This window comes from Haloarcula sp. CGMCC 1.6347 (assembly GCF_037078395.1).
Taxonomy (GTDB): domain Archaea; phylum Halobacteriota; class Halobacteria; order Halobacteriales; family Haloarculaceae; genus Haloarcula; species Haloarcula amylolytica.
Map to the genome: position 1 here is coordinate 602,018 of NZ_JAYMGX010000002.1, position 22,336 is coordinate 624,353.

General features: G+C 64.8%; 22 protein-coding genes. 9 read left to right on the top strand and 13 right to left on the bottom strand.

What is annotated here, in order from left to right:
* Positions 1-13 precede the first annotated feature (13 nt).
* Positions 14-1,798, top strand: coding sequence for an ABC transporter substrate-binding protein (locus tag VI340_RS11480; RefSeq protein ID WP_336358376.1), 1,785 nt, complete (start codon positions 14-16; stop codon positions 1,796-1,798).
* A 3-nt stretch (positions 1,799-1,801) separates the two neighbouring features.
* Positions 1,802-2,608, top strand: coding sequence for a phosphatase PAP2 family protein (locus tag VI340_RS11485; RefSeq protein ID WP_336358377.1), 807 nt, complete (start codon positions 1,802-1,804; stop codon positions 2,606-2,608).
* A 13-nt stretch (positions 2,609-2,621) separates the two neighbouring features.
* On the opposite strand, the gene VI340_RS11490 is transcribed toward VI340_RS11485, so the two are convergent.
* The 3 genes from VI340_RS11490 to VI340_RS11500 form a co-directional block, all read right to left on the bottom strand.
* Complete coding sequence (locus VI340_RS11490; RefSeq protein WP_008308192.1) at positions 2,622-2,855, bottom strand: HTH domain-containing protein; 234 nt, start codon at positions 2,853-2,855, stop codon at positions 2,622-2,624.
* A 311-nt stretch (positions 2,856-3,166) separates the two neighbouring features.
* A complete protein-coding gene (locus VI340_RS11495) occupies positions 3,167-3,982 on the bottom strand; it encodes a helix-turn-helix transcriptional regulator (protein WP_336358378.1) in 816 nt (271 codons plus the stop codon).
* A gap of 68 nt (positions 3,983-4,050) precedes the next feature.
* Positions 4,051-5,655 carry an FAD-binding domain-containing protein gene (locus VI340_RS11500; protein WP_336358379.1) on the bottom strand — a complete coding sequence of 535 codons (1,605 nt, stop codon included), beginning with the start codon at positions 5,653-5,655 and terminating at the stop codon, positions 4,051-4,053.
* Positions 5,656-5,792: 137 nt separating this feature from the next.
* On the opposite strand from VI340_RS11500, the gene VI340_RS11505 reads away from it, so the two are divergent.
* The gene (locus VI340_RS11505) at positions 5,793-6,305 is read left to right on the top strand and encodes a hypothetical protein (RefSeq protein ID WP_008308189.1); all 513 of its coding nucleotides are present in this window, start codon (positions 5,793-5,795) and stop codon (positions 6,303-6,305) included.
* A 58-nt stretch (positions 6,306-6,363) separates the two neighbouring features.
* On the opposite strand, the gene VI340_RS11510 is transcribed toward VI340_RS11505, so the two are convergent.
* Genes VI340_RS11510 through VI340_RS11540 form a run of 7 tightly spaced genes read right to left on the bottom strand, consistent with a single transcriptional unit; the run spans position 6,364 to position 13,272 of the window.
* Positions 6,364-6,897: a DUF7261 family protein gene (locus VI340_RS11510; RefSeq protein ID WP_008308188.1), complete on the bottom strand. Its 534-nt coding sequence runs from the start codon at positions 6,895-6,897 to the stop codon at positions 6,364-6,366.
* Positions 6,894-7,298 (bottom strand): DUF7262 family protein, encoded by a 405-nt coding sequence (locus VI340_RS11515; protein ID WP_336358380.1) that lies wholly within the window; start codon positions 7,296-7,298, stop codon positions 6,894-6,896. The genes VI340_RS11510 and VI340_RS11515 overlap by 4 nt, the downstream gene beginning before the upstream one ends.
* Complete coding sequence (locus VI340_RS11520; protein WP_336328998.1) at positions 7,291-7,995, bottom strand: DUF7263 family protein; 705 nt, start codon at positions 7,993-7,995, stop codon at positions 7,291-7,293. Before VI340_RS11520 ends, VI340_RS11515 begins: the two co-directional genes overlap by 8 nt.
* The gene (locus tag VI340_RS11525; RefSeq protein ID WP_008308184.1) at positions 7,992-8,438 is read right to left on the bottom strand and encodes a DUF7266 family protein; all 447 of its coding nucleotides are present in this window, start codon (positions 8,436-8,438) and stop codon (positions 7,992-7,994) included. The genes VI340_RS11520 and VI340_RS11525 overlap by 4 nt, the downstream gene beginning before the upstream one ends.
* On the bottom strand, positions 8,431-9,156 hold the full coding sequence (locus tag VI340_RS11530) for a DUF7289 family protein (RefSeq protein WP_008308182.1): 726 nt from the start codon (positions 9,154-9,156) through the stop codon (positions 8,431-8,433). The genes VI340_RS11525 and VI340_RS11530 overlap by 8 nt, the downstream gene beginning before the upstream one ends.
* Positions 9,153-11,045, bottom strand: a complete 1,893-nt coding sequence (locus VI340_RS11535) for a type II secretion system F family protein (protein ID WP_008308180.1) — start codon at positions 11,043-11,045, stop codon at positions 9,153-9,155. Before VI340_RS11535 ends, VI340_RS11530 begins: the two co-directional genes overlap by 4 nt.
* The gene (locus VI340_RS11540; protein ID WP_336328997.1) at positions 11,035-13,272 is read right to left on the bottom strand and encodes a type II/IV secretion system ATPase subunit; all 2,238 of its coding nucleotides are present in this window, start codon (positions 13,270-13,272) and stop codon (positions 11,035-11,037) included. The genes VI340_RS11535 and VI340_RS11540 overlap by 11 nt, the downstream gene beginning before the upstream one ends.
* A gap of 377 nt (positions 13,273-13,649) precedes the next feature.
* On the opposite strand from VI340_RS11540, the gene VI340_RS11545 reads away from it, so the two are divergent.
* The 5 genes from VI340_RS11545 to VI340_RS11565 all read left to right on the top strand — a co-directional run bounded on the left by VI340_RS11545 (position 13,650) and on the right by VI340_RS11565 (position 18,214).
* Positions 13,650-14,171, top strand: a complete 522-nt coding sequence (locus VI340_RS11545; protein ID WP_336358728.1) for a hypothetical protein — start codon at positions 13,650-13,652, stop codon at positions 14,169-14,171.
* Positions 14,172-14,254: 83 nt separating this feature from the next.
* Complete coding sequence (locus VI340_RS11550; protein ID WP_008308173.1) at positions 14,255-14,932, top strand: helix-turn-helix domain-containing protein; 678 nt, start codon at positions 14,255-14,257, stop codon at positions 14,930-14,932.
* Between the two features lie 96 nt (positions 14,933-15,028).
* Positions 15,029-15,802: an SDR family oxidoreductase gene (locus VI340_RS11555; protein ID WP_008308172.1), complete on the top strand. Its 774-nt coding sequence runs from the start codon at positions 15,029-15,031 to the stop codon at positions 15,800-15,802.
* 249 nt (positions 15,803-16,051) lie between these two features.
* Entirely contained in the window at positions 16,052-17,275 is a 1,224-nt protein-coding gene (locus VI340_RS11560) for an FAD-dependent oxidoreductase (protein ID WP_336358381.1), read from the top strand.
* A gap of 87 nt (positions 17,276-17,362) precedes the next feature.
* On the top strand, positions 17,363-18,214 hold the full coding sequence (locus tag VI340_RS11565) for a translation initiation factor eIF-2B (protein ID WP_336328996.1): 852 nt from the start codon (positions 17,363-17,365) through the stop codon (positions 18,212-18,214).
* Between the two features lie 6 nt (positions 18,215-18,220).
* Here VI340_RS11565 and malQ read toward each other — a convergent pair whose 3' ends face one another.
* Positions 18,221-19,717, bottom strand: coding sequence for a 4-alpha-glucanotransferase (malQ, locus tag VI340_RS11570; RefSeq protein ID WP_080504280.1), 1,497 nt, complete (start codon positions 19,715-19,717; stop codon positions 18,221-18,223).
* Positions 19,718-19,852: 135 nt separating this feature from the next.
* On the opposite strand from malQ, the gene VI340_RS11575 reads away from it, so the two are divergent.
* Positions 19,853-20,908: a glycosyltransferase family 4 protein gene (locus VI340_RS11575; RefSeq protein ID WP_336358383.1), complete on the top strand. Its 1,056-nt coding sequence runs from the start codon at positions 19,853-19,855 to the stop codon at positions 20,906-20,908.
* Positions 20,909-20,922: 14 nt separating this feature from the next.
* Here VI340_RS11575 and VI340_RS11580 read toward each other — a convergent pair whose 3' ends face one another.
* Positions 20,923-21,252, bottom strand: coding sequence for a DUF7510 family protein (locus tag VI340_RS11580; protein ID WP_008308167.1), 330 nt, complete (start codon positions 21,250-21,252; stop codon positions 20,923-20,925).
* Positions 21,253-21,381: 129 nt separating this feature from the next.
* Entirely contained in the window at positions 21,382-22,326 is a 945-nt protein-coding gene (locus VI340_RS11585; protein WP_008308165.1) for a sugar phosphate nucleotidyltransferase, read from the bottom strand.
* Positions 22,327-22,336: the final 10 nt, after the last annotated feature.

Consider the following 22,336-nt stretch of genomic DNA (forward strand, 5'->3'; position numbering starts at 1 on the left):
GACACCTGAACATATGTACGGAGCCGGCCAGTCACCTCAGGATGTTTCCAGACGAGCGGTGCTGGGGAGCGCAGCGGCCGGGCTGGCGGCGACGAGCGGCTGTATGCAGCGGCTGCGGACGCTCGCAGGAAACAAAGAATCCCCCGCCGTCTCGCTCTCGATCAAGACGCGCCCGGCGGACGAGGACCCCGGTGCGATGCACATCGCACGCCAGCTGGAGACGTGGTTCGATACCGCCGGTGTCGACACCACCGTTCAGCCGGTGACTGCGACGGAACTGTACCGCCAGACCCTCCTCAACCACGAGTTCGACGCGTTCGTCGCCCGCTACCCCTACCGACAGATCACGGCGGACTCGTTGTACTCGCTGGTCCACTCGTCGTTTGCCGCCGAGCGCGGCTGGCAGAACCCCTTCGGGTTCGCCGATCTCGAAGTCGACGAACTGCTGACGGCACAGCGCCGCCAGTCCGACGACCGCCGAGCCGAGACGCTGGCGTCGCTCCAGAAGCAACTGGCGAACGCCTGCCCGTTTCTCGTCATCGGCACGCCGGACAGCATCCGCGCGGCGAACACGACACGCTTCAGCGGGTGGACCGGCGCGTTCGGGAAGTCACCGTTACGGCTGTTAACCCTCGACCGGGCTGACCCGGAGGCGACGACGCTCAGACTCGTGACGACGGATAGCCGCGTCACGCGGAACCTCAATCCGTTGATGGCCCCGTTCCGTCGGCGTGGCCGGATTACGAGCCTCGTGTACGACTCGCTCGCTCGGCAGTATCAAGGTGGATTGGTCCCCTGGGCGGGGGTCGACTGGGAGTGGGACACATCCCAGCCCGACGGGCCAGTATTGCGGGTCACACTGCGTGACGATCTCCAATGGCACGACGGCGAGACACTGACCGCGGCTGACGTGGCGTTCACCTATCGGATGGTAGCCGACACCTCGCTCGGGGCCTTCGAGCAGGCGGTGCCGCCGACGCGGTACCGCGGCCGCGCCACAGTGGTGACCGCGGCTACCGCCATCGACGAGCGGACGGTCGAACTCACCTGTACGGACTGCAGTCGTGCAGTCGCGGAGCGGGCACTCACCGTGCCGCTGTTGGCCGAACACGTCTGGCGCGAGCGGGCAAGCAAGGCCGACATCGGTGGGGTCGGCATCGGTGCCGCGACGACGGAAGCGCTCGTGACTGATGCCATCCCTCCGGTCGGGAGCGGCCCGCTCCAGTTTGACACCGCGAGCGACCGCGAGTCGCTGCGCCTGACCCTGTTCGAGGACCACTTCAGAACGACGATTGATCCCGCGGACAGCGTCGCAGCGAGCGCGCTCGACCCGCCCTTTGACGCGGTCGAGGTCGGGTTCGTCGGCTCGGATTCCACTGCCGTCGAACTCGTCGAGAGCGGCGACGCCGATGCGACCGCTGTCGGCGTCGGTTCGGACCTCGTTCGGACTATCGGGCGGGCCGACGACCTCACGCTGTTGCTGGACCAAGGCGACTCGTTTTACTTTCTGGGGTTCAACGTCCGGTCCGCGCCGCTGTCGAACTCGCGGTTCCGGAACCTCCTGTCCCACCTCGTCGACCGCCAGTATCTCGTCGACACCGTGTTCGACGGCTACGCGACACCGGCTGTCAGTCCGCTCGCAGGGACAGGACAGGTGCCGGAGACGTTGCAGTGGGAGCCAGGTGGCACAGTCACTCCGTTTCTCGGGTCCGACGGCGAACTGGACACGGAGCAGGTCCGGTCGGCGTTCCGGGAGGCCGGCTATCGGTACGACACGGGTACGCTCCTCCAATCGTAGCGTATGAACGTCGTCTCTGTCTTCTCCGAGGTCGCTGTCGTCGTCTCGCTGTTGCTTGCCGTCGGTGTCGCCGGTATCGTCGGCCCGGACCGCATTCGGTCGGAACTGCCGGCGCTACGGACGCGGCTCCGTCAGGCGGCCCGTCCACTGCTCTTACTCGGGGCTGTGCTGGCCGCCAACAGCGTCGTCCGTGATTTCGGCGTCGGGCTGTCCTGGCTCATCGGCAGCAACATCACGAAGACGATCTACGCCATCGAAGGGTCGTTCGTCGCCTCGCTCCAGTCGCTCGCACCGGCGTGGTTCACACTGTATCTGGGGTTCGTGTACGTGTACGGCTACGCGTTCCTGCTGGTGTTTCCGCTGGTGCTGACGCTGCTGTTGGCAAACACACGCTATCTCAAGGAGACCGCGTTTGCCTACACGGTCAACTACGTCATCGGCCTGCTCTGTTACGTGCTGTTCGTCGCGTACGGCCCGCGGAACTTCGCGCCGGATACGGTCGAACCGCTCCTGTACGACACGATACCCCGCTTTCAGCTAGTGACGAGCCAGGTCAACGCCAACACGAACGTCTTCCCGTCGCTGCACACGTCGCTGTCGGTGACAGTCGCACTCATGGCCTACCGCCTCCGGGCCGAATATCCGCGCTGGCTCCCGGTCGCAACGTGCCTGGCCGGCAGCGTCGTCCTCTCGACGATGGTGCTTGGTATCCACTGGGCGACCGACGTAGTCTTTGGAGTACTGCTCGGAGCCCTCAGTGTGTACGTCACGACACGCCCTCGGTTTCACTCGGAAAACGAATCGTCGTGACGGCACATCCGCATCAATCCGCTCGCACGGGGATCCACCACACCCGCGACCGGCCCCCGACTTTCTTGCTCGTGATATCTGTCTCTGATTCGAGGTCGTGGAGTTTGTTCAGTGCAGTCCGTCGCGAACAGCCGAGTCTGTCCGCCACCTCCGACGCCGTGAGTGGCTCCGCGTAATCGTTTCGGTGTCTGAACACCTCGATAACGTCCGATTCAGTGTACTGAATCTCCCGTCCAGGCGGAGACATACTTCTGTCAACGATTGCCACATACTTATACTGTCGGCTATTATTTCATTCTGGGTGAAAGTATAGAAACACAGCCCGTTGTTGTCGCAAAACGATCCGGACGTCGGATCAGAATAGCATGAACGTTCTAAGCTGTTACAGCCCCTGTAACATGTTTTGTGTCCCGAAACAGTTACAGCGAATAAGTATAGGCCCCCACCGGCTATACCATGCTCCGGGGATACGCCATCCCGCCCTCCAGTGAGTGCTGGCGCGCCGACCAGTGCTCCCTTCGGCCCTTCCACACCGGATTCCATCCGTGAGCGACTGGATTATTGCTTGTTTTCTTGCACCGACAGGACCGATTCAAGCGGCTGTGACCGCGCTCTGTATCGGTCGAACACCGTCTCAGCCCAGCTATACACCGCTGTGGCGTCGGATTCGGCTATCGCCCGGACGTTGTTCCGGTCGTCGTAGGCCGCCAGACAGACCCGCGAGCGGTCCAGCGCGAGGCCAATATCAAGCGGAGTATCGTGGACGTACGTATCGATGTTCTCGTGTTCGATACCTCGATCCAGCGCGTCTGCGAAGTCCGACGCTGACCGTTCGAGGACGCTGTGGTCGATGATGAACTCGATATGCGTCCCCGTTTCGAGCAGGTCCACCGCGACATCGTTGAACACCGACGTCACGATCGGCGAGATGGCCCGAACGTCGCCGTCGACCTCGTGCAGCCAGTCCGTGAACCGATCAATCGCGGCCAGCGGGTTCTGTTCGGAACTCGTCGTGAGACAATCGGGGTCTAACAGCTCCGCCGGGAGGTCCGCTGCGATGGAACCCAGGTGGGCGGCCAGCGGACCGACCACCCGAGCCCGTTCGACCTCGCTCATGAGTGCCGAGTACTGGTCCAACACCCGATGTCCAGTCACCGTGAGCCGGTACTCGCCGTCCCGTTTGACGACCCACTGCCGCTCGGAGAAGCCCGCGAGTATCCGCTGGATCGTGGTGCGAGTCGCGTCCACCGCATCGCACAGATCGGTCGGCCGCGCCGGACGCTCCCGGAGCTGGGCCAGCACCGCGAACCGCTGTGGTGACCCAGTAAGGAACTGGCAGTCCTCGAAAACGGTGTCGTCCGGACCCTCCGCCATTGGATACGTCTGTGTGCGCGACCGTCTTAGCCTCTTTGGCGTTTGGCAACACTGAACGAATTGTGGAGCTACTCGTCACCGAACGAGCCGAGGGTGCTTTGGGTCCCGCCGTCTTCCGCGCCGTTCGACGCATCCGTCCCGTGTTCCGCGGCGATACGTGCAGCGGCTTCGCGGCCGCCGGAGAAGGAGGCGTGGCGCGCGATGGCGGGGTCCCGCAGGGCGTCGGCCGCGTCGGCGCTGACGTCCTCGTAACGCCTGCGAAACGCCTGTCTAGCCGCGTCGTAGTCGACGACCGGGTGCGGGTAGTCTTCGCCAATGCTGACGCCACAGGATGCCTGTACGTGGACCGGCGTCCCCTCGGGCCGGTCGAGGTACTCGTCGGGGAGCGAATCGATTTCGGGCACCCACCGACGGATGAACTCGCCGTCCGGGTCCTGATCGCGGACCTGCTTTCGGGGGTTGTACAGCCGGAGCGTCGGCTTGCCGATCAGGCCGCACTGGGACTGCCACTGTGTGTAGTTGATCGCCGCCGAGGCGTCAATGAGGTGATGGGAGAACCAGTCCGCGCCGATCCGCCAGGGCTGCTGGAGCAGGTGATAGTAGACCGAGGCACACATCGCCCGCATCCGGAAGTTGAGCCAGCCGGTCTCTTTGAGACACCGCATCGACGCGTCGACCATCGGAAACCCGGTCCGTCCGTACTTCCATGCTTCCACCAGCTCGGGGTCGTACTGCGCCGCGTTGAACCCCTCGAACACCGGGTTCACCGCCGCATCGAGCCAGCCGGGCCAGTCTTCGAGTTTCTGTTCGTAGTGCTTGTTCCAGAACAGCCGCGAGACGAACATCTCTTTCCCGCGGCTGTCGGGGGCGTGGGCCTCGATGTACTGGATGACTTGCCGCACGGAGAGACAACCGAACGCGAGATACGGCGAGAGCCCGCTGGTCCCGTCTCGCGCGTCCGTCGGCGCGGAGATGTTCCCCGGATAGTCGTCGATCCGCTCGACGAACGCCGACAGCCGTTCGCGCGCTGGCCCGGTCCCGCCGCGGGGCACGTCGGATTTCGACGGCGTGACGCCGTAGTGGTCCTCGATTGTGCTGATGTCGATGCCGGTATCGAAGCTCCGTGAGGTGACCGTGCTCGGGTCCCAATCGTACTGGTCGGCGGAGAACCACGCCGACACGTCGTCCTGCCACCTGTCGCGGGTCTCCGCTCGGTCCCGAACCAGCCCGTCGCCGTCGACGAATGTCACGTCACACTGGTCCCGGACGCGCCGGTCTCGCTCCCGACCGTAGCGTCCTGTCGGAACGGCCATCGTCACGATGTCCCAGCCGGCCTCGCGGAACCGCCCCAGCACGTCCACCGGGTCCCCGTGGGCGTAAGTGAGCCCGCGACCAGTCGCGGTGTGGTACTGGTCTGAGAGGTCGGCCAGACAGTCGTGCAGGAACCGGATACGGCTGTCACAGGCGAGGCCGTCCGCACCGTAGAACGCCGGGTCGAACACGAACAGCGGAAGCACGTACTCGGACGCTGCGGCCCTCGATACCGCGGCCTGATCGCGAATCCGAAGGTGTTCACGATGCCAGACGACTGTGCCGGATACATCGCTCTCAAGCGTCGGAATCGCGTCTTGCCGTGGCGCGTCCAGCGTCTCGTCCGATTCCAGTCCCGGCATACGCGCTATCGATTCGTCATTGGACCACAGGTACCACTGTCTTTCGTCTCTCGAAGCCACAGTGTTCGAGAGGGGGGACTGGAGAACCACGACCGGCTACCAGAAGGGTTACACCGCGGGACCCGCGCTAGTCGATAATGGAATTCGAGTCCACACGCCGTCGATTCATCGAACTCGCCGGAGCGAGCGCGACAGTGTCGCTCGCCGGCTGTAACGCCCTCCAGGGTGGCGACGGAGACGGAGCGAACACGGGTACAGGGCCACAGAGCCAGAGCGCGGACGCGGACTCCGCGACCGTGACGGTCGTGGTCGAACCGGACCAGACACAGTTGCGGGAACGACAGCAGGAGATCCAATCCGAACTCCAGGCAGGGAATCTCACACAGAGCGAGGCACAGGCCGAATACCGTACCGCACAGGAGAACCTTGCCGAAGACGCAATCACCTCGTTCGAGGAGCGCGCGACGTCTGACCTCGGTCTCACTGTCGACGATTCTATTTCCGAAGCAGGTGCGCTGCTGGTCACCGGTCCACCAGCCGGCCTCATCGATACCCTTTCAATCGAGAGTGTCACCGGGATCCTCTCGCAGGCGACGTTCGAACAGATCCGATCCCAGGCTCGAACCGAGACGCCGGGAGCATCCGAGTAACGGGCACTACGGACTGTCTACTGATTTTCCGCGAGTAGTGCCGTTTTTGTTCGGACGCTCACCGCGAGGACTGACCGCTGGTCGCTAGAACCACGGTGACGGTGGTTTCGCCGCGTTCGGTTGTCGTCGTCACGTCGAAGCCGACGGCGAGAACGTGCGTGCGGCCTACCCGGTCCTGAGCAACGACGCCGCGATCGGCGACGCAGTCCCCGAACTGGCGGTCCGGCCCGGACGGACAGTTCACGTCTTTCCACTGCCGTGTTGCAGTACCGTTGTAGGTTATATTGTAGTGGACACCGTCTTCGATTCGGGAGGTCTGGAGTCGGTCGAGCCGAGGCTGCAACCCCGTCCGAACGGCCGTCACTGCCGAATCGTTCGCGGCCCAAGCGTACTGGCTCGGGATGGACGTGCTCTCTGTCGCGACGGCTCGCTCAAGGACCCGAAGCGCGTCAGCCGAGGGATCGTCGTCGTAGTCGGCCGTCGCCCGAACGTCGTCGTGATAGCCCAGTTGCAGGGACGCAAAGAGAATCGGGACAAGTGCCACAGCCACAACGGTGGCCGCAACGAGGACTAGCTGTCCGCGCCGGGTCATGCGTACCACACGGTGATTTGGACACTCCCGTGTCCTGTCGGTACAGTTGCGGTCCCAGTGCTGACGCCCTGTGGCGTCGGTGTTCCGACCGCTCCGTGCGGTGTTTCGACCCGGAAGAGGACGTTGTCGGGCAGGATACGGGCGACCCGGTTCGAAAGCGCGTCCCGTTCGCGGTCGAACGCCGTCGGACTCGACACGATCTCCTGCAGTCGCGTCGCTCCGCTGTGTCGCGGCGGGTCGTTAGCCAGCAGCGCCGCCGTATCGGAGGCGTAGGCGTCGAGCTGTGGCCCCTGCCGGTCCGGCGCTGGTGTCCCCAGGGCAAACCCGAGCGCGACGCCGAGAATCAGTACTGTCCCGAGGGCAACTTCCACGAGCGACAGCGGCAGCTGGGCTCTACGCATCGACGGTCACCACCAGGGTTTCCTTCGTCGACTGCGGGGCGTCGTACGCTACGGTCACGTTCCCGGGTTCGAGTCGGCCGGCGCGCTGGAAGCGCAGTTCCGTCGTCTCGTAAGGGACCAGTGGGACCTCATAGCTGCCGTCCAGCCCGCTTCGGTTATGCAGGACGACCCGGTCGTTAGTGCGGACCGTCCAGACGGTCGTGCCGGCCGGCGGGTCGATGGTTACAGTGGCCTGCGCGCTCCGACGGGGGAGCATCACTGCGTCGGTCGTCGTGAGGTCGGGCGTGAGGGTGCGTTGCTCCCGAGACTCGACTACGACGAGTCGGCTGATTCGTGTCCCGCTGTGAACCGTGCCGCTACGTGCGATCTCCTCGTCAGCCAACTCGACGCTGACCGCGTACTCACCGGCCGGCGGTGCGCTCTCCTCCAACGCCGACTGGTCGAAGTCGTCCACCCGAGATTTGTTGAGGACGTTGCTCCGGGCGGCCAGCGGCCCGTCCGTCGCGACGAGTCGGTCAGCGATAGCGGCGGCGACCCGACGCTCGTCAGGAGTCCGGTCCGCGCCGGCAATCGCGGTGTCAGCCATCGCGACCCCCAGTCCGGTGACGACAGTCAACAGCACGAGCGCGATGCCCAGCGCTGGTAGCGACGTCTGTGCGCGAGTAGAATGGGCACAGCGACGGTTCGGCGCGGTCATCGCTCAGCCTCCAGTGTCACCGTCACGCTCCCCCGCGTTCCGGAGACAGCGACGACGGTCGGACTGCCGCTCTGCCACTCGCCTTCGAAGGTATCGACTCTGTCGGGCAACAATGGCTGTGTTCGGCCACCGATTTCGGGATCAGGGTGGTCGAGGACGAGAGCATCCCCGTCAGTCCGGATGCTGTATCCTGCTCCGTCGATGGTCTCCGGCAGCGATACCCGAACAGTTGCCGAGGCAGTCCGAGCATCCGGCGGGATAGCCTGCTCGACGCGGGCCGTCGCTTCGGCGAGCGTCCGGTCGCCGAGTTCCGCCCCGACGGCGGATTGGTACGCTGGGACAGTGCCGCCGTACAGCGTGGTCGTCACTAGTCCGATGTACAACAGCACGAGCCCCATGCTCAGCAGTTTCTCGACGACAGTGCTGAGCGCGCGATTATCCATGCCCCACCTCCGTCCGCATATCGTGGCGAACTAGATACAGCGTCCGGCGGCCCGGGAACGTCGCCACGACGCTCTGAACGCCGTCGCCGTCGATATCCCTGACTCGCGTGGTTGCACCGACACGCTGGAAGTACTCGGTGAACGGACGGGGCGTCTCCGTCTCGATAGCCACGCTATAGTTGTCGGCCGGGAGCCGTTCGCGTTCGTGGCTGACGTTCTGGCGAATGCCCGCAGACACACCGCCGGCCCCGGACACCGTGCCGCCGCTGGCGTTGACGAGCGGTGCGCCGACGATGACCGCCGTGTCGTCCCGCGTCGCCGTCACCGGCGGGTCCGATTCGAGCCAGGCGTTACCCTGCGTGCCGCGCACGACGCTTCCGCCGAGAAAGCGAACGCGGTTGTCGCCGGAGTCGTACACTATCGCGTCGATGGGGACCGTCCGCTGAACTCCGGAATCATTGAGGACTCGGAGTTCTCGCTCTACCGTCGTCAGCCGCCCCTCCGTGAACCGGACGCGAGCGGTCTGCTGGCCCGTCTGCTCGACCGGCCGGAACGCCGTCTCGAACGTGTTGGCGACGCGGGTCTCGTCTGCAGTCGCAGTGTGGCCGTCGACGACGGTTCCGACGACAGCCGTCAGTCCACCGAGCGCGACGACGGTCAGCCCCAGCAGCAACACCACGCCGACGACGTGTGACTGGGCGTCAGTGTCGAACCTCAAATCAGACCAGCCCCCGCGAAGACGACGTAGGCGATGAGTACCAGTCCAGAAGAGTGCAACAGCGCTTCGTAGGCCCCGCGACTCGCCGTGCCAGCGAACCAGCCACAGGCCAGCATCGTCGCTTGCGTGACGACGTAGAACCGATGTTGCTCCCGTGCGGGTTTGATTGCAGTCGGGTCGAACGCGATGTTCGCGCCGCCCGAAACTGCCGACAGTTGTGCGAAGCTATCGAGGACGTAGACGTTGACGGCGACGGTGATACCGATAACGAGCAGTGCTGTCGTCCAGCCGACCGCAACGTAGACCAGCAGGGCCGAACGGATGGATTTCCGCAGATGGTAGAGTTGTCCTATCTCTGTCTGGAGCGTCTCGAAGACGTCCTCCGCATCGCTCCCCGTATCCAGCGCGCCGACGACCAGCCCGATGGTCTGTTCGGCCATCGGCGTGCCGACACGGTCGACGAACTGGTCAAGCGCCGCGGCCCGGCGGTCGGCCGCGGAGTCGCCGGGACTGTCACCGAGTGAGAGCGTGAACGCGAGCGACTGGACGTCACTGGCGAGCGCACCGAGCTCCACGTCGTCGGCGACACGCCGGACTGCCTCGGGAAACGGACGGCCCAGCGCGACGTGGCCGGCGACGGCGTGAACGAAGTCCTGAATCTCTCGGTCTTTCGCGTCGTCCGCTCTGGCCCGGCGGACCGTCACCACGCCGACGGGGACGCCAACGGTGGCATACGAGAGGAGCGCGACGTTGACCGGACGGTAGCCCAGCGACCAGAGGCCGGCCGCGACGACGGCGCCTAGCGGCACGCAGGCGAGGAGTGCGCTCGCGGGATTCGAGGGGATGGTTGTGAGTATCGCAACGGGGCCGTCCGGCAGGCTGTAACTCGGGGCGGCCGTGTTGCGTGGCCGGAGCGTAGCCACGACGAAGGCCGCCAGCAAGCCGGCGGCCAGCACGAACGCCGCACTGCCGTAGACGACGATGGCACGGACAGTCGTCTCGCCGAGCGGCGTGGGAACTGGTTCGGAGAGGCCGGGCGCAAGAATGCCCATCACAGTGACGATGAGAACCACGAGCGCCGGCAACACCAGCAACACGACGAATAGCTCCGCAAGCAGTTCGAGATAGCCGGTCGCCCGTTCGTGCTGCCGGCTCTGCTCGTGGGAGAGTAAGCGGCCCTCCATCTCCAGGTACCCCTCAAGCGCCTCGGCGCTCTGGTTCGCGTGTTCGCGGAACTTCAGCAGAAACGGTGCAAGCAGGTCCCGTGAAGGGGTTTCGCTTGCGACCCGCTCGATACCGGTGTCGAGACTGCCGGTGAGAATGCCCTGATTGAGCGCGCGCCGGAAGGCGACCGCCGTCTCGCCGTATGCGTCCTGTTCGGCAACGGCGCGGAGCATCTCGCGCCGGTCGTGGGTTCCGGAGGCGAGCACTCTGAGGTATCGGACTGCGCCGGGGAGCGTGGCCGCGATGTCGGCGCTCCGGGCGCTCGCGACCCACGAGAGATATCGGTTCCCGGCGACGAACACGCCCCGCTTGAGCGCGAGTCCAGCGACGGTTCCGATGCCGGTGGCCACGAGAAGTCGAGGGACTTCCGGCAGCGCCAGCCGATTGATGACCGGGAGGCTCTGCTGGAGCACCGCGACGAACGAGTCGAAGGTCCCCGGCGGCACGAGCATCGCTGTCGTCGCGGTTCCGACGACACCCACAACGAGCGCCAGCCACGACAGCCCGTACACTCTGGCGACGTAGACGCCGAAGCCGGCGCTCGGATAGGCGGCCCGGTAGCGGTCGCGGGTGCTCGCGTGCCGGTCGTCCTCGGCGTGGTGGGCAAACAGAGCGTACAGGCCCCGGTCGAGCAAGCCAAGTGTCCCGCCGCCCTCAGTCGTCACCCGTACTGACCTCCAGTTGCGGGTCGTCGGGCGTCCCGGCCTGTCGCCGCAGTCGCTCGACGGTCGCTGCCTCGTTCGTCTCTAAGTCGGCCAGGACGCCGAACAGGTCGTCGAAGTCGGTCAGCCCCTCCTGGACGAGATACTGCACGTAGCGATGGCGGCGGTGGAACGCGTCCTCGACGGCCGACACTGGTTCGTCCCGGAGGTCCGAAAGTCGGTCGAGAATGCCGGTGTCGACCCGCCGCTGCTCGTCGCCGAACTGCGGGTGGTCGTAGGCGAGTTCGAAGCTTCCGTCCGGTCGCCGCCAGCAGACGCTGTTCCAGTGGATGGTCGTCCCGTCCTTGTGTATCGTCCCGCTCCGGTCGCCCTCGGTCTCGACCATCGATGGGTCGTCGACGAACTCGACCACTTCGCCGACGTAGCGCTCTCCGCCGACGTGGCGGGGGAACACGACCAGGTCGATCTCTTCGAGCAGGTAGGTCGGCAAGCCCTTCTCGATGACGCGGTTGACCAGCGACTCGATATCGTCGGCGTGGGTCGTCCCGATGACGCCGTGGCCGGTGTTGAGCGTTTCAGCGAAGGTTTCGAACGACGCGGCCGTGTTGATCTCCGCGATGACCTCGACATCGGGGTTCAGGTAATTGCACTGTGTCATCAGGTCGGCCATCGTCACGCGGCGGTGGTCCCGCTCGTGGTCTCTCGTGGTGAGCGAGACGCCGGTCTCGTGTGGAATCCGAACCTCACGCGACCCTTCGTCGATACTGATGGGACGGTCCCGATACGGGATAAACGGCATATGCGCGTTCATAAGGGTCGTTTTGCCGGCTCCCGTGGGTCCCGAAAAGAGGACCACGCCATGAGACTCGTACAGGAGCCACAGTAGCGCGACGAGTTCCGTCGGCAGTGAGTCCCGCTGGACTAAGTCGACCGGCGTCATCGCGTCGCTCGACTGTTTGCGGATGGAGATGTGTGGACCGCCTTCGCTGATAGTCGGTAAGGCAACTGCACAGCGGATGGTGTCGTCGGCGTCGTGGAGGGCGTCCCCGTCCGGGTCGATGTTGACCTTCGCGCTCGGGTTCGAGGCGTTGAGTTCGACGCCGTCGTCGGCGGCCAGTTGCGTGACGACGTTGACGAAGGCCGCCTCGGAGTCGAAAGCGAGATTGGTCGGTACCCGGCCGTCGTGGCCGAGATCGGCGCGTGGGAGGACCTTCACGCGCTCGTCGACGCGGTTCGCCTCGATGTCTTCCAGCGTGTGGTCCCGGATCGGGACAGTGAGCTTACCGTAGCCGACGAGATCACGAAGCACGTAGTACAGCAGGTCGTCGAGGCGGTCGTCGGCGAACCGATGGTCGACCGGTGGCACGGCCAGGTCGAGTTCGGCCAGCGCCGACCGGAGCCGGTAGCGGACGGCGTCGACCCATTCGGTCGTGTTGCGGACGGTCAACTGCCGGGCCAGGAGCGAGCGAGCACGCTCCCGTACGAACTCGACACGGTCCTGGACGACGCCGTCGACGCCGGTCTCCCAGACGCGCTCCTTGCACACCTCGATGAGCTGCTCGTCGCCGGGGAGCAGGTCCGGCTCTCGGACCGCGTACTTCGTCGTGAACGGGTCGGCACCGAGGAGATGCTCGCGGTAGACGACGACCGGAATCTCGAAGCCCTGGAACCGGACGGTGTGGCGCTCGACACGTTCGCTCGCGAAGCGGTTCAGATACGCCGGGTCCGGGCCAAGGTCGGTCTCGGCCGGGGCGTAATCGTCGGTATGGACGACGACGCCGTCGTTGGTCACGTCAGCAACGTCGATTCGGGAGTCCAGTGCGTACGGGGTCAGGTCGTCGAAGCACGCCAGCGACGAGAGCGCGTGGTACTCGATTCGACGACGGCTCGCCGGCGACGCGTCGATCAGTCGGTCGATGACCCGTCGGTGTTTCGCGTCGAACCCCCCGTTCATCCGCTCGACGGCCCCCTCACGCGTCCGTGGTCGCTCGATGTTCGCACCTGCGAAGTGTGATTCGACAGTCGACAGTGCGTCAGCCTCTGCCGCTGAAAGTACCGGATCACGGACATCGTACCGGAACCCGCTGCGTTCCCGTCGGACGGTCACGACGACGCCCGGATACACCTCGTCTTGCTCACGAACGTCCGGCGCGTACCAGGCGTCGGCGGCGTCCGGTGGCGTCGGTGCGGGAACCACCGGTGCGGTCTCCGTGCCAGCCTGTGCGGTCATACGCAGTTTTAAACTAGCTATTGTACTTAAAGTTGTAGACTTAGTTTTGCGGAATTTAATTAAAATATAATCTCCCTATATGGAGAATGTGAGTTGGAGTACAGACCATGAAAACACTCTGTCAGCATAGAGGCATACGAGCACAATAGGGGGTGTCTGATAACATCAAAAACCACTAATTAGGAGATATGATCCCGCTTCCGGGTCCGCTCTCTCCCATAACTCGGTGTTTCGAGATATGCACCAGAATTATCATAACTGTGCCAGCGGCTCAGTTCACTTGGATGAAAGGAAAGCAGTCAGCGACGAGCAACGATAGCACAAAATCGGCAACTACCACACGACGACGGCTCCTCAAAGGAACACTTGGCACAGCAGTGACCGCGGCCGCGGTTCCGCGCCTGAGCGGCGTCGCGGCGGCCCACTTCCCGGTCGAGATCACGGTCGACGTCCAGCCCGAGAACGCGGAGAACTTCATCGACCTGTCGGAACACGACACCATCACCGTCGCAGTCGAGCAGTCAGAGTTCGTCAACAGCGACGGGGACAGCGAGACCTTCGACCCCACGGAACGGGCCGTCCGCTATCGGTTCGGCTCGCGTCTCGCGCTGGAAGACGGCGAGGGGGCGCGCCCCGTCGAGGATGGCGAGATCAGGGAACCGGACGACGATGCTGAGGACGGCCAGGCGTCGCTCGTTCTCACGTTCCCAGTCGATGAGATGGGCTTCGATGGTGGGGAGGAGACAGCATGGCTGTACTGGGAGCGGGACGAATCCGGGAACCACGGGTACGCGGGCTTCGATTCCGTGCGGGTGTATCGTGGGCAGCCCGCAAGCCGCTCGTTAATCGAACAGCTACAGCGATTGCTGAGTGGTGAGACAGCGTCCAGTTCTGACTGAGCGGCTGCGAACCGGAGCGGGGCTGTCAGTGCGCCTGTAATCGTGATGCTGGCGACTATATACGTCGACTCCGATGGCACGCTATGGCCATCGTTGCTGAAATCCTCCTCGCAGACGAGACGCTTCCGCTGGTCGGTGTGGCAGACTCGATTCCGAGCGGCGAACTCTCGATTTCGAACGCCGTCGGCCTCGAAGACGGACGACTGCTGCTTACAGTTAGCGTCGACGCTGGCTCCAGCGACGCCTTCGAGCGAGAACTCGACGCGCGGCCACAGATCACCGACGCGGCGGATATCGGGCAGACGGCCGATGGTTGGTTCTACAAGGTGGTCGTCGACAACGCACCGGATCTCATCGCGTCACACGACCCGGAGGAGTTCGAGGGCGTTGCGATGGATGCGACGGTGACCGGCGACGGGATACGGGAACAGAAGGTGTTCTCCGACTACGACGCGTTCAGTGCGCTACGGGACCGCTGTGCGGTCAACGACATCCCGCTCGAACTACTGCACATCGCTTCGGACCCCGAGAACCCCGGGGAACGCGACCAGTTCGGCCTCACGGACAGGCAGTATCGGGCGATGTCCGTCGCCCTCTCCTCGGGGTACTACGACTCACCGCGTCGGTGCTCGACAGCGGAACTCGCCGACAAACTCGACGTGTCGGCCGCCGCGGCCTCTGACCTCTTGCGTCGAGCCGAAAAACAACTCATCAGTTCGACAGTCGGCCCCGACCAGTTCCGGAACGCGCTCGCACAGTAGCCGCCAGCTTGTTCGACTGCGCTATCGCGGCAAGTATATAAATGGGCTTATCAGTAAGCAAAGGACGCTCGTGGCTATCGCACCTACTGCACAGCGATGTCAGACGAATCTGCGGCAGACGACCAGGACGCACAGCGGCTTGCAGGCGACGTGGCGATTGTAACCGGCGCGTCATCGGGAATCGGTGAGGCGACCGCGGAAGCGCTGGCCGACGCGGGCGCGAGCGTGGCGCTGGCGGCCCGCCGCGCTGACGAGCTGGAGGCTCTGGCGGACCGGATCGAATCGGCTGGCGGGGATGCACTGGTTGTGCCGACCGACGTGACCGACGAGGACGACATCGAGTCGCTGGTCGACGCGACGACCGACGAGTACGGTCGTATCGACATCCTCGTCAACAACGCCGGCGTGATGCTCCTCGAACCGCTGGAGCGGGCAGATCGCTCGAACCTCCGGCAGATGGTCGAGGTGAACCTGCTCGGACTGATGAACCTCACCCACGCAGTGCTTCCGGTCATGCAAGAGCAGGAGAGCGGCCACGTCGTCAACGTCTCCTCCGTCGCGGGACGCCGAGCCTCGGCCGATTCGAGCGGCTACAACGCGACAAAGTTCGGGGTGAACGCGTTCACCGAGGCAGTCCGGCAGGAAGTGACGACACAGGGCATCCGGACGACGGTTATCGAACCGGGTGCGGTCGATACGGAACTCGCGACACACGTTCCGGACGAGCAGGTGCTTGAGCGGTTCGCGGAGATGGACCTCCCGATGCTCCATCCCGACGATATCGCTCGCGGCATCGTGTACGCGACGAGCCAGCCCGCCCGCGTGGACGTGAACGAACTCCTGATTAGACCGACCGGACAGGATATCTGATCGAGAGTCGCGTTCTTGCTGAGGAGAGAAGTGCAGTAAGCAACGCAGAGACGGAGCGGCCACCATTTACGCGGTCACACAGCCGACGACGACGGCTACTGGAACCGTGTCTCACCCGTTCGATCGGTAGCACTTTACCGGGTTCGTGTCCACCGACCCCGGTCAGTTTCCCGGCGATGAAACTGGACGCACAGTTGTCGAAACCCCCGGTATCGGAGGAATCTTACGTCGTCTACCCTAACCAGACACATGGCAATTGAGACGGATGTCCTCGTCGTCGGTGGTGGCGCGACCGGCGCTGGCGTCGCTCGTGACCTCGCACTCCGTGGCATCGACGTGACGCTTGTCGAGCGTGACGGGCTGACAAGCGGTACCTCCGGACGCTCGCACGGACTGCTGCACAGCGGTGCCCGCTACGCCGAGGCAGACCGGGTCGGTGCCGAGGAGTGCATCACCGAAAACCGGATACTCAAGGACATCGCCGGGGCCTGCATCCGTGACACCGGGGGCCTGTTCGTCCAGCTCGCCGAGGACGACCCCGACTACTTCGAGGCCAAGCGGGCGGCCTGTGAGGATATCGGCATCCCCGTAGAGACGCTGGACAGCGATGCAGCCCAAGAGCGGGTGCCCGACCTCGCCGCGGAGGTCGAGCGCGCGTTCGAAGTCCCGGACGCCGTCATCTACCCGTCCCGGCTCGTCGCCGCGAACGCCGCAGACGCCCGCGAACACGGCGCGGACATTCACCCACACGCGCCCGTTGAAGACGTGCTCGTGGCGGACGGGCAGGTAACCGGCGTGCGGGTCGGCGGGGCGGTCGGCGATACCATCGAGGCCGACTACGTCGTCAACGCGACCGGTGCCTGGGCGGGCCGGTTCGCCGCGATGGCCGGCCTCGACGTCGAGATGCAACCGACGCGGGGCGTGATGGTCTCCGTCGAGTACGACGACCTCGGGCCGGTACTCAACCGCTGCCGGGACCCCGACGACGGCGACATCGTCGTCCCACACGAGCGCGAGGCTGTCCTCGGAACGACGAGCGTCCCCGTCCGCGACCCGGACGAGTACGAGACGGAGCAGTGGGAAATCGAGGAGAGCATCGAAGAGTGTGCGGCGATGCTGCCGCCAGTTGCAGACGCCCCCGAGGTCCGAACCTGGTGGGGCATCCGACCGTTGTACGCCCCAGACGAGGACGAGCGCGGCGGCCGCGGCATCTCGCGTGGCTTCTTCCTGCTCGACCACGCCGACGACGGCGTCGACAACATGGCGAGCATCGTCGGCGGTAAACTGACCACCTACCGGCAGATGGCCGAGGCGACGGCCGACCTCGTCTGTGACGGCATCGGCGTCGATGCAGACTGCCGGACTGCGGACCGGAGGCTCCCGGGCGTCGACGACCCGGAGCGGTTGGATGCGCTCGTGGCCGAGTTCGACGGTCAGGGACCGACCGACGAGGACGTGGTCGGGTCGGTGTGACCACGCCCGTCGTGGCCCGTTGCAAGCCGCGGGAACGGGCTGTCAGCCGGCTGTAGCGTTATAAGGGAGGCAACCGCACGTACACTCATGATAAACGAGACCGTGCGGCAGATCGAGGAGATGGAGACACAGAGTTCCTCGATTGCCGCCGTGAAAGCTGCGAAGGCGCTCCGCGAGCTAACAGACCGCGAGTGCCACACGGTCGAGGACTTCCTCCGCGTGGTCGAGCGCAACAGCAGCGCGCTCCAGCGGGCGAACCGCTCGCACGCGCCGCTGTACACCACACAGCAGCGTATCGTCACGGACCTGAAAGACGCCGACCCCGACTCCGTCTCAGAGGCCAAGGAGCGATTGCTCGACACAATCGACGAGGTCGTCACGGAAATCGAGACCAGCAAGGACCGCGCGGCGGAGCGGGCGGCGACGCTCATCGACGACGGCGACGTGCTGGTGACTCACGAGAACTCCTCGACGGTGATGGCGACGCTCATGGCGGCGCTTGACGACGGCAAGGAGTTCCACCTGTACGCCAGAGAGTCGCGGCCGCATTTCCTGGGCCGTCGGACTGCCCGCCAGTTGGCCGACCGGGACGGGGCCGACGTGACGCTCATCGTCGACGGCGCGGCGGGCCACTACCTCTCGGAGGCCGACCGCGTCTTCGTCGGGATGAACTGCCTCATCGACGACGTGGTGTACAACCGCATCGGAACGTTGCCGCTGGCCGCGACGGCCAACGAGATGGACGTCCCCGTGACCGTCGTCGGGACCTCGTCGAAGTTCATCGGGAGCGGCTTCACCTTCAGGAACACGTTCCGGCAAGGGGCCGACGTGATGCTCGAACCGCCGGAGGGGTTCGACATCGGGAACCCGGGCTACGACGCGACGCCGACCCGGCTGCTCGATACGGTCGTCACGGAAGACGGCATCCTCCAGTTCTGAAGGTATTTAGCGGATCGTTCTGTCGGTGACTTGGCGGAGCCGCTCGGCAACATCGGCGTCGAGGGCCGCTTCGCTCACCCGCCACTGCCAGTTCCCGGTCGCCGTGCCGGGGACGTTGAACCGGGCGTCGCTGTCGAGGCCGAGCAGGTCCTGCATGGTCGTCATCGCGACGACGGCGTTCGAGTTCCACACCGCCTCGATGAGGTCCCAGTTGATTTCGTCGCCGTCGGTGCCGAGGTTGTAGTGGAGACAGTCGCGCTGGCGGTCCGAAAGGTCGCGATAGTAGCCGACGATGGTGTCGGTATCGTGGGTCGAGGTGTAGCCGACGGCAGACTCCGGGTAGTGCATCGGCTGGTACATGTGCCCCTCCTCGCACCAGTCGGCGTACTGCGGCACGCGCATGCCGGGGAAGCCGAACTGGTCCCGGAGCGCGACGATGCTCTCGTCGAGAAAGCCCAGGTCCTCGACGAAAAAGGGCAGGTCGCCGAGCCTGTCCCTGACCGTCTCGAAGAAGTGCGCGCCGGGGCCGTCGCGCCACTGCCCGGCGGCCGGGTCGTCCGCTTCGGCCGGAATCGACCAGAACTCGTCGAAGCCCTTGAAGTGGTCGATGCGGGCGATGTCGACGAGGTCGAACAGCCGTTCGAAGCGGTCGACCCACCAGCCGTAGTCGTTCGCACGGAGGGCGTCCCAGTCGTAGACGGGGTTCCCCCACCGCTGGCCGTCGTCGCCGGGATTGGGCGGGACGCCCGCCACCGCTGCAGGGTGGTGGTCGTCGTCGAGTCGGAACACCTCTGGATACGCCCAGACATCCGCCGAGTCGAGGCCGACGTAGATGGGAAGGTCACCGACGAGGCCAATGTCCCGCTCGGCCGCGTACTCGGCCAGCGCCTGCCACTGGCTGTCGAAGCACCACTGGACGAACTTGTGGTAGCGCACGTCGTCGGCCAGTTCGTCCCGGTATCGCTCCACGGCCGCCGGCTCTCGCGTTCTGATATCGTCCGGCCAGTCCATCCAGCCGGCATCGTCGAACTCGGCTTTCAGCGCCGTGAACAGCGCGTAGTCGTCCAGCCAGCCGGCCTCGCGCTCGCAGAACTCGGCGAACGACTGCTGGTCCGCGTCGCTTGCGCTCTCGTCGAAGCTCTCGTACGCGTCCCGGAGCCGGGCCTCCTTGAACTCGGTCACGCGGTCGTACTTGACGTGCTGTTGTGAGAAATCCTCAGGCGGGTCGATCTCGTCCGCTGTGAGATAGCCGCGGTCGACGAGGTCGCGGAGGTCGATGAGCAGCGGGTTTCCGGCGAAGGCGGACGACGACTGGTACGGAGAGTTTCCGTGGATGCTCGCCGTGGGACCGAGGGGACAGAACTGCCACAGCGACTGGTCGGCCCGGTCGAGGAAGTCGACGAACGCCCGTGCACCAGCACCGAGGTCGCCGATGCCGTGCGGTCCCGGGAGCGACGTTTGGTGGAGAAACACGCCACTCTGCCGTTCGAATTGCATACGCACCTGTTGCTCTGACAGGCATTTCAATGGGCGGGGTCGGTGACTGCCATCGTGTCTGCTTGCGGGGCCGGAGAAGGGCGCACGCAAACATATATATTGTATCCATTTGATGCTATGGTGAGAGAGCCAGTTACAGAGATGCCACCGAACGTTCTGATGCTGGGCTGGGGGTTCCCACCCAACATCACCGGCGGGCTTGATACCGCTATCGGGGAGCTGTTCGAACAGCTCGAACCGAGAGACGACGTCGAGTTCGAACTGGTGTTGCCCGCGGAGTACGCGCCGCCGGACCGCGACGGCATCCACGGCGTCTCGACGGGAAGCGGCGACATCATCACCCGCATCGGCCGGCTGGCCGGGGAGTTCGCCGACGAGGCGGCCGACGCCGACATTATCCACACGAACGACTGGTTCGGCTACAACCCCGGTTCGCGAGCCAAATCGGCCCACGACGTCGAATGGATCTCGACCTTCCACTCGCTGTCGGCGGACCGGAACGTGACCCCGCCACAGCGGGAAGTCGAGACGGAACAGCGGGTCGCCAACCGCTCCGACCACCTCGTCGCGGTGAGCGAGTTCACGCAGCGACGGATCCGCGAGCAGTACGACGCCGACTCGACGGTCATCTACAACGGGTTCTCGTCGGTGGAGCCGACGGGCCGGGACATCAAAGCGGAACTCGGTATCGACGGGAAGATGCTGTTTTTCGTCGGCCGACACACCGACCAGAAAGGGCTGTCGTACCTGCTGTACGCGCTCTCGAAGCTCGGTCGGGACGACGTCAGCCTGGTTCTCGGTGGCTCGGGGCATCTCACTGAACAGCTCGAACGGTTCGCGGAGCTGCTGGGCGTCGAGGACCGAGTCTACTTCCCGGGGTATCTCCCCCAGTCGGAACTCGGGGACTACTACAACAGCGCGGACCTGTTCGTCTCGCCCTCGCTGGCGGAGCCGTTCGGCATCACAATCGTCGAAGCGCTCTCGGTTGGAACGCGCGTCGTCGCCTGCGAGAGCGGGGCCGCCGAACTCCTCAACGAGGACTGCGTCATCGAAGTCGAACCCGATTCGGACTCCATCGCCGAGGGGATCGAGCACGCGCTATCGCTGTCGACACCCATCGACTACGATGTTCGGGCCTGGGAGGAAGTAGCCGACGAACACGTCGAGTTCTACCACGAGGTTCTGAACGACGCCTGACGGTGGCCGGGCGTTCACCGGAGGAAGCGAACGTCCGTGACCGGTTCCGGATGAACGATCAGATAGCCGTCGGCGGTCGGCTCCAGCCCCGTTACGGATGTCGTATCGGTTTGGGTCCGATAGGGGCTGTCGGCGGTCCCGTCAGCCGACTGGTAGGGGCTGTCGTACGGTGTCTGCCTGTCCTCTGGGGGGCGGTCGAAGTCCTCCGGCGGCAGGTATATCTTCTCGCCCGATTTCGAGCGGACCACGACGGCCGTGTCGCGGTCGCCCGAGACGTCGATTCTGGTCCGGCCGTCGTCGATTGTCATCTCGAACGTGACTGGCTCCGTTTCTGATTGTGCCATGTTGTCAAGTAGCTTGCGTACGGCGAGTAAACGGCGCTGTGTCACTTAGTCCTTCGCCAGCGGTGTGGTGGCTGGCGGCGAATCGTGTCGCGTCCTGTACTCGAACGGTGGCCCCATCGCCGCGAGCCATCAGCGGTTGATGATGAGCGACCCGGACATGTTGTACCCCTCGACGTGGACGTCCTCACCGAGAATCGTTTCGTCGATATCGCAGTCGTGGACCTCGGCGTCCGGGAAGACGATGGCCCGGTCGAGGCTGCTGTCGGTCACTTCCGCCCCGGCCATCACATGGACGGTGTCACCGATCTCGGAGTTCTCGACGGTCGCGTCGGGGTGGATGAGCGACCCGCCATCGAGTTTCCACTCGACCGTTTCGAAGTACGACTCCGGCGTCCCGATGTCGAACCAGACGTCGTCGAAGGTGAACGCGGACACCGGCTCCTGCTGTTGCAGCCAGTCGATGTACCAGCCCGGTTCGTCGGGGTTGTTGTCGCCCGAGAGGTACTCCTCGAAGCGGAGCGAATCGGCCGGGAAGGCGTAGCAGGCAATCGAGACGAGCGTGCTCTTGGGGTTGTCAGGCTTCTCCTGGAAGTCGACGACGCGCTCGCCGTCGAGTTCGACGAGCCCGTAGGACTTGGCTTTCTCCCGTGAGCCCACGTCGTAGGCGGCGAGTGCCGGCCCGTCGCGCTCCTCGAAGAAATCCAGAAACTCCGATGGGTCGAAGCCGATGAGGTTGTCGCCACCGATGACAAACAGGTCGTCGTCGATACCCTCGCGGTCGATCAGTTGCGCGAGCGCGCCGACGACGCCGAACTTCTCGTCTTCGTCCGCTGTGCTCTCGACGGAGAGCTGGACCTTCTCGTAGCCCATCTCGTCGATGTGAGCCTCGAACTCGTCGGCGAAGGCCTCGTTCGTGCTCAGGTACGTCGTCTCGATTCGGTCGTCGGCTTCGAGTGATTGCAGAACTCCATCGATAACCGTCGTCTCGCCGACCGGGAGCAGCATCTTCGGTCGACGACGGGTGATCGGCCACAGCCGTGTCGCGTAGCCGCCAGCTAGAACTATCGCGTCCATATCCCACAGT

Excerpts from the sequence above, each read along its gene's own strand:
- VI340_RS11480 (WP_336358376.1), top strand. The coding sequence starts at position 14 with ATGTACGGAGCCGGCCAGTCACCTCAGGATGTTTCCAGACGAGCGGTG.
- VI340_RS11485 (WP_336358377.1), top strand. The coding sequence starts at position 1,802 with ATGAACGTCGTCTCTGTCTTCTCCGAGGTCGCTGTCGTCGTCTCGCTG.
- VI340_RS11490 (WP_008308192.1), bottom strand. The coding sequence starts at position 2,855 with ATGTCTCCGCCTGGACGGGAGATTCAGTACACTGAATCGGACGTTATC.
- VI340_RS11495 (WP_336358378.1), bottom strand. The coding sequence starts at position 3,982 with ATGGCGGAGGGTCCGGACGACACCGTTTTCGAGGACTGCCAGTTCCTT.
- VI340_RS11500 (WP_336358379.1), bottom strand. The coding sequence starts at position 5,655 with ATGCCGGGACTGGAATCGGACGAGACGCTGGACGCGCCACGGCAAGAC.
- VI340_RS11505 (WP_008308189.1), top strand. The coding sequence starts at position 5,793 with ATGGAATTCGAGTCCACACGCCGTCGATTCATCGAACTCGCCGGAGCG.
- VI340_RS11510 (WP_008308188.1), bottom strand. The coding sequence starts at position 6,897 with ATGACCCGGCGCGGACAGCTAGTCCTCGTTGCGGCCACCGTTGTGGCT.
- VI340_RS11515 (WP_336358380.1), bottom strand. The coding sequence starts at position 7,298 with ATGCGTAGAGCCCAGCTGCCGCTGTCGCTCGTGGAAGTTGCCCTCGGG.
- VI340_RS11520 (WP_336328998.1), bottom strand. The coding sequence starts at position 7,995 with ATGACCGCGCCGAACCGTCGCTGTGCCCATTCTACTCGCGCACAGACG.
- VI340_RS11525 (WP_008308184.1), bottom strand. The coding sequence starts at position 8,438 with ATGGATAATCGCGCGCTCAGCACTGTCGTCGAGAAACTGCTGAGCATG.
- VI340_RS11540 (WP_336328997.1), bottom strand. The coding sequence starts at position 13,272 with ATGACCGCACAGGCTGGCACGGAGACCGCACCGGTGGTTCCCGCACCG.
- VI340_RS11550 (WP_008308173.1), top strand. The coding sequence starts at position 14,255 with ATGGCCATCGTTGCTGAAATCCTCCTCGCAGACGAGACGCTTCCGCTG.
- VI340_RS11555 (WP_008308172.1), top strand. The coding sequence starts at position 15,029 with ATGTCAGACGAATCTGCGGCAGACGACCAGGACGCACAGCGGCTTGCA.
- VI340_RS11560 (WP_336358381.1), top strand. The coding sequence starts at position 16,052 with ATGGCAATTGAGACGGATGTCCTCGTCGTCGGTGGTGGCGCGACCGGC.
- VI340_RS11565 (WP_336328996.1), top strand. The coding sequence starts at position 17,363 with ATGATAAACGAGACCGTGCGGCAGATCGAGGAGATGGAGACACAGAGT.
- VI340_RS11575 (WP_336358383.1), top strand. The coding sequence starts at position 19,853 with ATGCCACCGAACGTTCTGATGCTGGGCTGGGGGTTCCCACCCAACATC.
- VI340_RS11580 (WP_008308167.1), bottom strand. The coding sequence starts at position 21,252 with ATGGCACAATCAGAAACGGAGCCAGTCACGTTCGAGATGACAATCGAC.
- VI340_RS11585 (WP_008308165.1), bottom strand. The coding sequence starts at position 22,326 with ATGGACGCGATAGTTCTAGCTGGCGGCTACGCGACACGGCTGTGGCCG.